This window comes from Macrococcus brunensis (assembly GCF_022343725.1).
GTDB lineage: Bacteria > Bacillota > Bacilli > Staphylococcales > Staphylococcaceae > Macrococcus > Macrococcus brunensis.
Genome location: NZ_CP092179.1, coordinates 1777065 through 1789835, shown reverse-complemented (window position 1 = coordinate 1789835; position 12771 = coordinate 1777065). Strand labels below are relative to the sequence as shown.

Genomic DNA, 12771 nt, shown 5'->3' with positions numbered 1-12771 from the left:
GAGAAGATGTACCAGGTAAAGACGGAAGTCAAAATCATTCCGGACGGCTTTGAAGCCGTCAACGATTTCTTTCACGACCATGTATTTCGCAGCTATATTGAGCTCGGGGCGCGACTTGTCGGCCGCTGGGTAGATGAAGATTATACGCAGATTACAGAAATATGGGACTTTCAGGATCGTGAACACTATCAGCAGTTCTTTAATCTGAGGAAAGAAACATCACATTATAAGAACAGTCGCCTGCAGAAAATCGCCAATGACAAATGGATTATCTCGAAGAAGGAAACACATATGATGCCGACAGGCGATTATTTCCAGCCGCAGCATAGTGTTTCAGCTAGCGTCTATGTTCAGAATGCTGAGGGTGAGACACTGCTCGTACGTAGTCTGCATCGCAGTGACACACTCGAGATGCCGGGCGGCGCTATGGACAAGAAGGAGAGTCTTGTCGATTGTGCAGTCAGAGAAGTAAAAGAAGAGACAGGGCTGGATGTAGAGATTAAGGGGCTTCTCTGTATCACTCAGAATCTATCAAGTGGCGTCATCAATTTCAGCTTTCACGGCGAAGTCATTGGTGGTGAACTTGCAAATTGTGAGGGTGAGACACAGGACGTCGGCTTTTATGACTTATCTGACACACAGCTGCATGTCCATGTCACTTATCCACATTTTAAGGAACGGATACTTGAATGCAGCAAACTTAATTACTTACCATTAGATATGTATCAAGTCAGGCCCTATGACCTGACCCAACGATTAAACGGCGCTCAATCATGAGCGCCGTTTATTTTTATTCGCTGGCAAAAGTAATGTCGCTGTCAATCTGTCCGTGGATGGTCTTAATGTCCAGTGCATGACCACTGAGCCATCTGCCGAAATCCAGTTCGACCGGTGACTGATTACCGCCGAGTGCGAAAAGAGCCTTCAGTTCTTTAGGGAAGTAGCAGCTCGTATGGATTGTGCCGCTCCAGCTTGAGTATTTATCGCTGAAGATGCCGGCCTCTGTATTATTCATGACGCGAAATGCCTGGTCAGCTGCGAGTGCATCTGTTACTTGTTCAGTCATGGCCTGCATACGCATCTTAGAATCAGTCAGCACACGTCTGTTTTCATGTGTCAGGACTTCAAAATGATTGGTACAGTAATGATGGTCACGTACCACTACATCACGCGGCGTAATCTCAATGATTTTTGTTGTACCTGAAGGGTCGAGAACGATATATGAGAAGCTTGAACGGTGGGGAATTTCCTGCAGGAGATCAACGACATCCTGGACGGTTGCACAAGTCTCCAAAATCAGACGGCCGACCATATAGCAGACGAAGCCGTCGCCAGGTTTTTTACGATGCATAAAATTATAACCCATCGTCAGCCCTTTTTCGTTGATTCCATCCATGCGGCCGGTAATACGGGACACGGGTGCCATCGTTGCAAGACCACCGTCATTCGGCTGGAAGAATGTAAGCCGGCCGTCATAGGTCGCAGGATGATAATCATAGTTACGGACAAGATATGAGTCTGACGTAAAAACAGAACAGCCGCTTTCCTTCGCATAGACCCGGTAATGACCGAAGTTGAGCAAAATCTGTTCAAGACTAAGTTTAAGCCCGTCCTGAATCCCCATCAGTTCCTCCCAAATTTTCGGGGCAAACTGCTGATAGACCTTTTCCGTTTCAACAGAATCAATATCAAAACGAGGCCGACGAAGCCGCCACTCGCGCTCGCGATTCTCCATCATTAAAGTCGATTTCAGCCATTCAGCCTGCTCGAGACCGAAATCATAATGACCGCCCCTGAACTCAGTAATCACACTTTTGACTTGTTGCATATTATCACGCCTTTATCAGTAATAAACATAGTTTACCATACAGACTCATGACAAATAAAATAATCAATATGACTAATATATTTGTCAAAATGAAAAGTATGTATTACAATATAGATATAAAAGTTAATGAAAAAGGTGAAGAGATGAAAAATCGCTTGAAAGAACTAAGAGCTCGTGACGGTTACAATCAGACTGAACTTGCTAAAAAAGCTGGCGTTTCAAGGCAGACCATTTCACTGATAGAGCGGGATGATTTTATGCCCTCTATACTGACAGCAGTGAGAATCGCGAGAATATTTAATGAACCGGTGGAGAATATCTTTATATTTGAGGAGGAAGAATTATGAAAAACACTTGGAAATGGTTTATAATAGGCGGCCTGGCTGGTGGATTAATAGGAATCCTCGGGAGTTTTGGAATAGATATGGTGAGATATCTGAATGCTTATTATCCGCTGCAGCTTAGATTAGTTGTTTCATCTATTCTGCTATTGCTGCTTGTGATTTCTTTGATTACTGCATTTAGTTATTATAAGGAAACTAAGAAACTGTTATCCAAGGAGCAGTCGGATGAAGAGAACATCAGACTGATTGATATTTACAATAAGAGTTCATTATATGCATCACTTGGTCTACCATTAACCCTGCTCTGGTTGACAAGTTCTTTAATGTTTTTCGAATCTTTTCTCCTTCTGATTACAATAGTTGGATTATTCTTTATTTTCTTCACTACTTATCTTTGCCGGGCATTGGTAAAATTGCTGCCTCAAATCTATAATGGCGACTATGAATATGACGCTGAACGTAAAGATATGAATCGTATCTGGATTAATTCAATGGATGAGGGGGAGAGACTGATTACCTTACAGAGTTTATTCAATTGTTATGCTTCACTCATCTTTATAGCAGCCTTTTCTATGCTGATTCTTTGCGGCTATTCAGTCGTATCGAATAATAGTCAGTTGCTAGGAATTTTTCTGATAGGAATTATGATTGCCGCTTCATCATTTGTCTACTATCGTACAGCTGCTAAATATAATCGATAATATTAGGAGATGTGATGGATGAATACGAATTTACTACTAACATATGTGATGCTGATAGTAGCTCTTGCTTTTGGTCTATTGACCCTATTTGTTCCGGAAGAAGTGAGAATTGGTAGTGCAATTGCTTCAGTTATTATGTCATTTATATTCTATAGATTATATTTAAGAGATATAGATAAAGAAGAGAACAAGTACTATTTTATTGTTCATTTACTTTTTTTGCGCTAAATCGTCTACAATGTAGATGAGGTGAAGTGATGATTAAAAATAGATGGCTGCTGCTTATCGGGATCATATTTGTAGCTGCGACGCTTAGATCGCCGCTGACCGCAGTTGGTCCGATGATTAATGAAATCAAAGAGACTCTTGCCATCAATGATACGCTGGCTGGTTTTCTCACAACAATTCCTCTGATTATTTTCGGTCTTGTTTCTCCGTTCGTTTCTAAAGTGGTGAATCGTCTTGGGATGTCACAGACCATTTTCTATGCCATTCTGTTGCTTGTGGTCGGTTTGATTATACGTGTGTCTGGTGGGATTGGTATCTTTATGCTAGGTACGATTCTAATGGGTATCGCGATTGCTATCAGTAATGTGACACTGCCCAGTTATGTGAAATGGGCGTTTCCTCTTCAGATTGGACTCGCGACAGGTATTTATAGTACAACGATGAATTTAATAGCTGGTTTCGGAGCAGGGGCAAGTTATCCGTTGTATGAGATGAGCGACTTAGGCATTAAACTCTCACTAGGCTTCTGGGTGATATTCGCTGTTATCGCCGCTATTATCTGGCTGCCACAGCTGACAGAAAAAATTGAGACAAGGGAATCGTTGTATGTTATAAGATGAGTCGTTTGAAGCTCGCCTGGATGGTCGCAATCATGATGGGATTCCAGTCCGTGTTGTTCTCCACGACAGCGGCCTGGTTTCCGGCATTAATGGTGGATAGAGGTATTGATCCTAAGACAGCAGGTTTTTATCTGATGCTCAACCAGTTCGCTCAGGTGCCGATGACCTTTATCTTCCCGGTTATTGCAGGCAAGATGAAAGCTCAGCGTATACTTGTTGTGATTGTTTCATCATTCTTTCTGATAGGATACAGCCTGTTATTTACAGACTATGCTTTATTGGCCATGATTTTTGCGGGACTTGGCAGCGGCTCTGCCTTCAGTATCTGTATGCTTTTCTGCTCACTACGTGCACGTACGAAAGAAGGCAGCATCGCCTTGTCGGGATTCGGCCAGTCGGTAGGCTATCTGATTGCGTCTATCGGACCGTTTATGATGGGCTATCTGCATGATATAACAGACAGCTGGACTTCCGGTATTATCCTGCTGTTTGTGATGGTGGTTATCTTTATGATAACAGGTATCTATGCAGGTAGTAACAGAGTGGTAGAAGATGAACAGCTATCTTAGGATGGTTGTTTTTTTGTATGAAATGTAAAGTTTACTTGACGTAAAGCTAACTTTACATTTATTATAATGATAACGAGGTGAAGCTATGGAAAATAAGTTGGCCGAATACAGACAGGCAAAAGGGATGTCGCAGCAGCGACTGGCTGAAAAGCTGAATGTGTCGAGACAGACAATTATTTCGATTGAAAAAGGAAAGTACAATCCTTCACTGCCGCTTGGACTGATTATTGCTGAATTGTTCGACGTCGATGTTACCGAGATTTTTATTTTAGAAGAATCAGATTACTAGGAGGGAAGCTATGAAGTTAAAGGGAAAGCAATGGGTATTTTTAGCTATAGGTTTATTTTCATTAATATCATGCTGGCAGAGTTTTGAAGTATACGGTTATAAGCAGTTTGAACATTGGTTGATGTCTTTAAGTTTAGCTGTAATGTTTATTGTTTTCAGTGTAATAGATATACCAGATAAAGAAGATGAAAGAGACAAGCTGATTAAATATAGAAGTAACTTTATCGCCATGCTATCACTGCTCATTTTTGCTATTATCCTCTTCATATCTCAGGTTATTAGAGGGGGTTTCATCAACCAGTTATTTTCTGCTGAACAGATGTTGATTATCTGTTTATCAATCTTAACTATCAGCTCAAGTATTAGCCGACTGATTTATTCAAAAATTATGTAGGAGGGATTTTGATGAAGCGTGCGTTTAATCAAAAGGTATTGTTCGGTATGGGAATAATGCTTGCATTATTAGGTGCCTTTATCGGTATAGTAGTTGGAATGCAGAATATGAGTATCTGGGTCATGACATTTGTGCTTGGAATTGTACTGATTCTACGTTCCTTTATTTTTGAGGGTGAACATTTCGATGAACGTGAGCAGCTGATTAACTTTAAGAGCTATAAGTTAACTTTTATGATGACGATTCTTATAGGAATGATGTTCTATTCTCTTTACTATTTTGACTGGCTGCATCTGCCGGGCGAAGATACATTTATCCTTTATATGGCACTCGTTGTTCTGTCCCAAGGCATCTCCAGCTTTTATTATGCAAAGAAAGTGTAATAGCCGTCTTCACTTGACTTATGCATATATTTCCCCTAAGGTGAGTACCGAGGAGTGATAAAATGAGAACGTTTGAACAGGAGAAGGACCTTTTCTTCGTCGACAGTTCAACGTACAAACTTTTAGCTGAACACTTAAAAACGACCGTGGTATGTCCAAAAGATGAGTTCAAAGGACATATTCTGTATAAAAACTTTCATGTGAGTAACTGCCATAGAACATGGCGGATTCAAGACTATGATTACGTGATTGTTGCGCGTCCTGGGTGGTACGAATCTCTTTCAGATGATCTGCAGCAGCTCATATTCCAGGAGCAGCGTCGAACGGGTTCCAGGCTTGTACTTGGCAATTTATTGATTACTCAGAAGTTCTGGCGTAGTCTTACGTCAACAACGCAGCAGAAACTGATTCACCTTTATGATGAGAAGATTGAAGAGATTGATACCAGGGGTCTGCCAGAACGTTTTCAGCAGCTGCACCATGTGTTTCCGGAGGAACATGGCGGAAACTGCTTTGCAGCTGCACTCTATGGTGTGGCAGATGAGCCGTCCTTGCTGGACGAATGGGTGCATAGTCAGTCATTCCTGGATATGCTGGAACGCAATCATTTCAAGCGGTTCGATCGGGCGACAAAAGACAGTGTGCTGGTATTTGAACATGACGGTGTAGTCGTCCATGCCTGCTATGTCATTGATGATGAATACTGCTTTAATAAATCAGGACAGACTTTCTTCAATCCCTGGCACATTGCACGCATAGGCAAAGTAGTGGAAGACTGGCATGACTGCAAAGTCATGTTCTTCTGTGATCCGTCCAAACTGGATGAATTAGTGAACTTAGGGATTGATGATAAAGTCGTTGCATAAAAAAGAAAGGTGAGAGACAGAAGTCTCTCGCCTTTCTTTTTGTTATTAATAAACGCCGACTTTAGACCATGCATTTGCTACTGTATTCGCATCAGTTGAACCGTAGAGATCCTGTGCTGAGCGGATTAATGCTGCTCGTGCGTCTGAGAACGAAGCATTTGGTGTTAGGTAGTAACTTAATGCACGATAGTAGATTTTCTCTGCTTTAGCTTTTCCGATGACTGTCACTGTATTGTAAAAGGCTTTATTCGGGATACCACTGTTGATATGAACACCGCCGTAGTCACCATCTTCTGTATTTGGCAGGTACTGATACTGGCTCATATGGGCTGGCTGATCATATTGTTCCGGATTCGACATACTGCGCAGTGCGTCACCGGCAATGCCAGGTGTATAAGCATCTTCTCCCATCAGGAAATCAGGGTCAACAAAATAACCAAAGACATCGGAGAAAGATTCATTTAGAGCACCAGATTCATACTCATAAACAAGACCAGCTGTATAATCAGTGACAGCATGTGTTAATTCATGTGCGACGATATCATTGGCACCTGATAATGGTGAGAATGTACGCCCGTCACCATCACCGTAGAACATTGCTTCACCATTCCAATAAGCATTATTATGGTTGTAACCGTAATGTACCACTGAGTAAAGAGGTGCTCCTTTGCCATCATAGGAATCACGATTATGTGTGTTTTTATAATAATCATAAACTTGATCTGCATAATAATGTGCATCTACACCCGCACGCTGTGACGTACTCGTGAATGCATTGTCATAATCAGAAATCAGGTTATAGTTGGATTTTGTGTTATGTGCATCATAAGTTTCAATATTTCCAGTATGAGTCTGGTCGACTAAATAGTACTGACCGCTATCTGCAGTGATATTAAGTGATTTATAATCTCCTTTATTCCCGTAGCCGTAGCCTGTTGTTGCCACTTCTTCAAGAAGATTCTGCTTTTTAACCACTTCTCCCGTCTCTGCATCAATCTGGATGTTCCAGTTTGCCGGCTTCGGCGTGACATAAATGAGTTGCACGTTATAAACATATTTATTTTTTTCCGCATTGATGACAAGATCTGCTTTCTTAACCACTTTTCGACCCATCATATTCTTAACTTCTGATTGTTTAACGCCAGCTGTTTCAAAAGCTTTATCCACGGCATCCGCGCTTGAAAGTTTCTGAGTATTAGTCGGTGCAAGTGTTTTCTGATCAAGATCACCATTGACAAAGACAATCTGTCCTTCTTTATTAACATGAACTTTTACTTCTGAATGAAGAGCGGCCTTACCATTTACTTTTGGTTTCAATGTGTAATGAGTAAACCCCTCGCTATCTGTTTCAGTAGCGACTACTTCATATTGTTTATAGTTCTTTTTCACTGCTTTAGAGCCAGGAAGATTTTTCAGTGCGTGTTTAGCATCTTGCTTGTTGTGAACTTTTTCCATTTTACTAAGTGATTTCGAAGCGTCGGTTTTAGCTTCTGTCACATGGGTAGGAACTAAAGAAGCAAGCATAACCGATGAAAGCAAAGCAGGTGCAATGATTTTTTTCATTTTACTATCCCCTTATTCAGTAAGTATTTTTAAAGCTTAAATTGATTATAATCAGAAAATTATAAAAAAACAACATAATTATTTATAAAAACATTTTATATATGCATATATAGATAAAATAAAAGGGGATATAAGAAAAAGCGTCCTTATCATCATGACAAGTACGCTTTCTTTCGTGTATTTAATTATCTGTGAGACCCATTTCAAAATGAGCTCGCTTGAGTTTGTGCGTATGACCTATTGCATGGAATGTAAATAAACATAATGATGGTTTTTCCAGACGATTAAAATGATCATCTTCTCTTGTGATTTTCATGATGACAATGGCATCTTCTTCTCGCTCTGCTTTGTAAATAATTTCAAAGTTCCACTCCTGAGCCGTTGCAAAACGTTCCTCAAAGACCTGAATCATTTTGTTATAATCTCCATATGTCACACGTCCATCTGGATAGACAAATTCTGCTACTATCTCAGGTTCGATAAGTGTTTTGATTTCTTCAAGGTTCTGTTGCTGCCATGCAGCAAGTAGTTGTACATGTGACAAATGAGTCATTCCTTCTTTATAAAGACTTTACAATATTATAGCATATGGTGTTTTAAATATTTCATAAGGGGAATTTAATATGGTAAAATAAAATTATTATAAAGATAGAGGTGAAACAAATGAAGGGATTTTTTAAAGCTTTATTCTTTATCGTATTCTTATTAGCGATCGTTGTAACAGGTGGAGCTGCATTCTTATTCACTCGTTTTAAAGCAGATTTTGAAGATATCGAACGTCGTACTAAAGATATCGTCGCTCAAATTGAAGCACAAAACCCATAAAAACTTGCCTCCGGGCAAGTTTTTTTATGTTCTGAATGAACGCTGTGAGAAGATGAGGAGGCTGGCACCGCTAACAGCAAAAATAGAGCTGAGCAGCCTTGTAATATCGTGTTCTCCTGTCTGAGGTAGCTGGGCTGTTTTTTTCTTTTTAGCTCGAATGGGTTTTTTAGGCACTGTTTCCTCTGTGCTCACTCGTGGACGAGGATCGACTTGAGGTTCTGTCACAGGTAGCTGGGGTTTGACGCTTATCTTCCGGATAGGCGTTTTTTTGATGGCTTTTTGTGTGACTTCATAGGGTACGCCGGCTGTTTTAGGATGATTTTGTTTTGGTCGGGCTTCTTTGATTATCTTTTCTTTTTTTACGTGGCTTTTAACAGGTTTTTGGGAAATCGTTATATGCTTCTTCTGAGTTTTAGTTTTCTTGGCTGCTGTTTTCTTAGTGTGCTGTTTTAACGTCTTGTGCTGTTGAGGTTTTGGCTGAGGATGAAGAACAGGTGATTGCGGAGTCTGTATGGTTTTCCGTATGGGTTTATGAATAGGTTTATGGGTAGGTTTCTGGATGACAAGACCCGCTGCAGCTATTCTTTCCGGGGCCCGTTGCTGTGTGGAGACCTCTTCAGAGGAACTAACTGATGACGAGGCGGCAGGCTGGTCTGATTCCGCTTGAATAGTGAAATAGCGTTCTTCGCCAGCTGTCACCATCATATGCTCTTCACCGTGAGAGAGTTCATGGCTACCAGGCGTAAGTTCAAGGGTCAGGTGTCCTTCTTCATCTGTCAGCACTTCTTCACCATCTAACAGAAGTAAATAAGACGACAACGGCTCATTATGCTGGTCGATAACTTGAATAAAGGTTTCAGATTGCTGTTCAGCAATTGAGAGTGGCTCGTCAGGGATGTCAGATACAACAATCGTTTCCTGTTCTTTATCCAAAGTGAAAGTCTCCCCGTTGATGATTACTTCATTCGTTTCCAGCAGCAACTGTCCATCAGACAATGTCTTTGCAGGAACCGGTTGGTCATCGATCATCATCGTGACTGAGTAGTGGGGTAAAGGCTGGTTATGATTATCGACGAGTTTAATAAGATGGTCAGAAGTGCTAGTGATGGTCAGAGTAGTCATGAGTAGAATGCTGAAGTGAAACATCCGTTATCTCCTTCGCTTTTTCTTTCATTGTGACAGGTCACTGACATCAAATCTACTGGATTACAAGTTCTATAGAATCTCTACATTACTGTTATCAATAAGTAGAAATAGGAGCTTTATTAAATGGCTAATATCTATTTATTTACAGATGGATATAAATTAATGTATTGATGTAAAAAAGAAGCTTAATTAAATTTACAAAAAACTATCTGAAGAGCTCAGATAGTTTCAAGGGTGATATTGATGACATCCATAAATGAAATGAAGCACATCTGCTGATTAGCTTGATTGATTCCGATGATATGAAGAGCCCACATATCAATCCTCTCGATGGTCATTAGGAGGTTATTGATATAGCCTTCACTATAGAACTGAATCAGAACAGGACACTGCTGCCGTTTCGCTTCTCGCAGCTGCATATCCAGCTCCTCAAGACGGTCGTCTGATAGTTCGGGCCGGGCAATCTTGTTCTGATTCTCTATATGCTGTCTGACACTTTGGAACTGCTCAGGCATTGTCGCAAATGGCGCCCATTTAATCATGCCTCGCCCTTTTGGTATGTGCGGATTCAGCTGACTGGGATCAACTTGACGATAATCCAGCTCACCATAGACTGGATGTTCCATAACATCACTTCTTTCACTGATGTAGCTTCATTATACGAACATACGTTCGATATTGCAACTATATTTATTATTTTTCATTTTTAAGATGAAAAAACAGCCTCTTTTTCTCAATGAAAAGAGGCTGTCAGTTCAGTTAACACAAGGTCTAAAGGTAATGTTTCAGAGGTTCTGATATTTTGACCGGACCAGTTGCTCATATAATCTATTTCTTGCTGATTTTTAGCAGCTGCTCTGATGTCCTTTGTCATTATATTCATATAAGCGTACGACGGGAGATCGAGGTGAGCAAGCTGAGTCATCATTTGATTCTGAATACCGCGAGCGGTTTTGCCGGTAAAGACCTGAGTGTAAAGCGCATCGGTTTCAATTGCTTCAGTAACCGCCTTTTTATGCAGGGAATGGGCCGTGCTTTCCACTGTGTTAAGAAAGCGAGTACCTATCTGAACATATGAAGCACCGAGTGCATGAGCTGCCTGGATACCACGGCTGTCGCTGATACCACCTGCGGCGATGACGGGTAGACGCACAGCATCCACGACTTGTGGAACGAGTGCCATGAGTCCGATGGATGCTGCATCAGAGAATCCGCCTTTATGTCCGCCTGCTTCGTATCCTTGAGCGACGACGGCATCGACACCTGCCTGCTGCATTATTAATGCTTCATCGACTGTAGAAATAGTGCCGATAACCGTTATATCTGCTTTGTGCAGTTTGTCCACTAAAGAAGAATCCGGACAGCCAAACGTAAAACTGACAATGGGCACGTTTAGTTCGATGCAGAGGTCAACATAATCTGTTAAGGATGCGTCAGGGGTAAAGTCGTACTGATGGCGGACTGGAAGATTAAGCGTTTTTCTGATTTTATTTAGTTCCTCGTTGACTGCTGACACATCTTGTACAGCAGGCCAGTCATTTGCAAACAGATTGACCTGAAAAGGCTGTTCAGTCAGTGACTGAACCATCTTGATTTGATCAGCTAGTTTAGAAAGCGAGAGATTTCCTGCTGCGATTGAGCCTAGACAGCCTGCGTTTGAGACTGCTGCGACAAATTCAGGCGGAATGATGCCACCTGCCATCGGTGCCTGGATAATAGGATATTGAAACGATAACATGGCAAGACCTCCATTTTATTCGGGTATCGGTTGTTTGAAGATACGGGTATGAACAGCAAGATAGAAAAGAAGCATCCCGATAAGTCCCATAATAATAACATAGATAGACATCATCATGCTGTTTAAGACAACGCCTATAATCAGACCGGAACTCGCTACAAGACCCGCTCCACTGTAACCAAGCGAACTAAAAGCGATATAACTTGCACGCTTATCCTCTGGCATCAGTTTAGCCTGGAAGACGGAGATAATCGGTGTCTGCATCAGTTCACCGACCGTCGCAAAGAAAATGACGATAACCAGCAAGTACCAGGTTGTTAAGTGGTGAGCGAGACCGTAACCGGCTGTATAAAGAAACGTGCCGAGCAGAAGGACATACACCTGATTTCGCTTCTCTGTCAGTTTCGCAACCAGGAACGTGATGGAGACGACGAGCAATGTATTTTCAATGAGCAGGATACTCATCATACGCACACCGTCGACATGAACACCGAAGAGATCAATCGGTTTAAAGACGTTGTGCAGATGAACACCAATATAATTCGTCAATGCAAACTCTGCTGAGAAGACAAAAATCATAGCTGATGTAAACACAACGAAGCGAGTATCACGGAGTGCGACCTGATAACTGCTGAATAGATCCCTGACCCAGTGTGTCTCAACAACTTTGCGCACTTTATTGACAGTCGGGTCGACCAGGTAGCGTTTAAAGATGGCGGTATTGATCAGCATGATCATAATGATACAGATGAATAGAAAATACGGTGATCTTTATAAAAGAGACCACCGATAGCTGTACCGATAGCAGTCGCCAGGTTGTTGGTCCAGTAAGTGGTCACGTATACGGACTTCCGCATTTCTTCAGTCGTCGAGTCAATGATTAAAGCTTCCAGTGCAGGGAAAATCATCGCATTGCTGACCGCTGTCAGCATAAAGAAGAGTGTCACCAGCCACGGCTGATTGATGGCCGGATGAATAAAAATAGTCATCAAAATAATCAGCACAGCAAACAAAAGCTGGCCTGCGACAAGTTGTCCTTTTCGACTGAAGCGGTCCGCAAAATAACCACCGCAGAGACCGCAGATCAGACCGAAAATGACGTTGACACTGAGTAAAATACCAGACGTCACTTTGCCGAGTTCATCAGCGATATAGAGAACCATGAAAGGCATGACACTCATACCGGCTGCATGATCAAAGAAGCCGCAGATAATCCTCAGTTTGACGTTGGAGGGAAATTGTGAGAATTTCATTGTTGTATCCTCGTTTTTCTATAG

The 12771-nt window shown here is 41.6% G+C and carries 17 protein-coding genes and 1 pseudogene; 10 read left to right on the top strand and 8 right to left on the bottom strand.

Translation table 11 applies throughout. The features are described 5' to 3' along the window. The first annotated feature begins 6 nt into the window (after window positions 1-6). Window positions 7-777 (top strand): NUDIX hydrolase, encoded by a 771-nt coding sequence (locus tag MGG13_RS09425; protein ID WP_239034704.1) that lies wholly within the window; start codon window positions 7-9, stop codon window positions 775-777. Window positions 778-790: 13 nt separating this feature from the next. Here the strand turns inward: MGG13_RS09425 and MGG13_RS09420 are convergent, their stop codons facing one another. After that, on the bottom strand, window positions 791-1828 hold the full coding sequence (locus tag MGG13_RS09420) for a C45 family autoproteolytic acyltransferase/hydrolase (RefSeq protein ID WP_239034703.1): 1038 nt from the start codon (window positions 1826-1828) through the stop codon (window positions 791-793). Window positions 1829-1971: 143 nt separating this feature from the next. On the opposite strand from MGG13_RS09420, the gene MGG13_RS09415 reads away from it, so the two are divergent. The 8 genes and pseudogenes from MGG13_RS09415 (at window position 1972) to MGG13_RS09380 (ending at window position 6222) form a co-directional block, all read left to right on the top strand. Then, the gene (locus tag MGG13_RS09415) at window positions 1972-2175 is read left to right on the top strand and encodes a helix-turn-helix transcriptional regulator (protein WP_133431501.1); all 204 of its coding nucleotides are present in this window, start codon (window positions 1972-1974) and stop codon (window positions 2173-2175) included. Beyond that, the gene (locus MGG13_RS09410) at window positions 2172-2873 is read left to right on the top strand and encodes a DUF3169 family protein (RefSeq protein WP_239034702.1); all 702 of its coding nucleotides are present in this window, start codon (window positions 2172-2174) and stop codon (window positions 2871-2873) included. Before MGG13_RS09415 ends, MGG13_RS09410 begins: the two co-directional genes overlap by 4 nt. Before the next feature lie 18 nt (window positions 2874-2891). Then, complete coding sequence (locus tag MGG13_RS09405) at window positions 2892-3101, top strand: hypothetical protein (protein WP_239034701.1); 210 nt, start codon at window positions 2892-2894, stop codon at window positions 3099-3101. A 29-nt stretch (window positions 3102-3130) separates the two neighbouring features. Further along, a pseudogene (locus MGG13_RS11400) lies at window positions 3131-4290 on the top strand (CynX/NimT family MFS transporter). Between the two features lie 85 nt (window positions 4291-4375). Next, a complete protein-coding gene (locus tag MGG13_RS09395) occupies window positions 4376-4579 on the top strand; it encodes a helix-turn-helix transcriptional regulator (RefSeq protein WP_133431504.1) in 204 nt (67 codons plus the stop codon). Between the two features lie 10 nt (window positions 4580-4589). Beyond that, window positions 4590-4973 carry a hypothetical protein gene (locus MGG13_RS09390; protein WP_239034700.1) on the top strand — a complete coding sequence of 128 codons (384 nt, stop codon included), beginning with the start codon at window positions 4590-4592 and terminating at the stop codon, window positions 4971-4973. 11 nt (window positions 4974-4984) lie between these two features. Next, window positions 4985-5356 carry a DUF2178 domain-containing protein gene (locus MGG13_RS09385; protein WP_133431506.1) on the top strand — a complete coding sequence of 124 codons (372 nt, stop codon included), beginning with the start codon at window positions 4985-4987 and terminating at the stop codon, window positions 5354-5356. Between the two features lie 62 nt (window positions 5357-5418). Beyond that, window positions 5419-6222: a hypothetical protein gene (locus MGG13_RS09380; protein ID WP_133431507.1), complete on the top strand. Its 804-nt coding sequence runs from the start codon at window positions 5419-5421 to the stop codon at window positions 6220-6222. Between the two features lie 45 nt (window positions 6223-6267). Here the strand turns inward: MGG13_RS09380 and MGG13_RS09375 are convergent, their stop codons facing one another. After that, on the bottom strand, window positions 6268-7785 hold the full coding sequence (locus MGG13_RS09375) for a M4 family metallopeptidase (RefSeq protein ID WP_133431508.1): 1518 nt from the start codon (window positions 7783-7785) through the stop codon (window positions 6268-6270). Window positions 7786-7966: 181 nt separating this feature from the next. Then, window positions 7967-8329: a hypothetical protein gene (locus MGG13_RS09370; protein WP_239034699.1), complete on the bottom strand. Its 363-nt coding sequence runs from the start codon at window positions 8327-8329 to the stop codon at window positions 7967-7969. 119 nt (window positions 8330-8448) lie between these two features. On the opposite strand from MGG13_RS09370, the gene MGG13_RS09365 reads away from it, so the two are divergent. Then, a complete protein-coding gene (locus MGG13_RS09365; RefSeq protein ID WP_165983738.1) occupies window positions 8449-8610 on the top strand; it encodes a hypothetical protein in 162 nt (53 codons plus the stop codon). A 24-nt stretch (window positions 8611-8634) separates the two neighbouring features. On the opposite strand, the gene MGG13_RS09360 is transcribed toward MGG13_RS09365, so the two are convergent. From MGG13_RS09360 to MGG13_RS11350, 5 genes are all read right to left on the bottom strand, one after another. After that, window positions 8635-9756 carry a hypothetical protein gene (locus MGG13_RS09360; RefSeq protein ID WP_239034698.1) on the bottom strand — a complete coding sequence of 374 codons (1122 nt, stop codon included), beginning with the start codon at window positions 9754-9756 and terminating at the stop codon, window positions 8635-8637. Between the two features lie 218 nt (window positions 9757-9974). Beyond that, on the bottom strand, window positions 9975-10382 hold the full coding sequence (locus tag MGG13_RS09355; protein ID WP_239034697.1) for a YolD-like family protein: 408 nt from the start codon (window positions 10380-10382) through the stop codon (window positions 9975-9977). A 107-nt stretch (window positions 10383-10489) separates the two neighbouring features. Next, on the bottom strand, window positions 10490-11494 hold the full coding sequence (locus MGG13_RS09350; RefSeq protein ID WP_239034696.1) for an NAD(P)H-dependent flavin oxidoreductase: 1005 nt from the start codon (window positions 11492-11494) through the stop codon (window positions 10490-10492). Window positions 11495-11509: 15 nt separating this feature from the next. Further along, a complete protein-coding gene (locus tag MGG13_RS11355) occupies window positions 11510-12226 on the bottom strand; it encodes an MFS transporter (protein ID WP_275416074.1) in 717 nt (238 codons plus the stop codon). Window positions 12227-12228: 2 nt separating this feature from the next. Then, entirely contained in the window at window positions 12229-12747 is a 519-nt protein-coding gene (locus MGG13_RS11350; RefSeq protein ID WP_275416073.1) for an MFS transporter, read from the bottom strand. Between the last annotated feature and the right edge of the window lie 24 nt (window positions 12748-12771).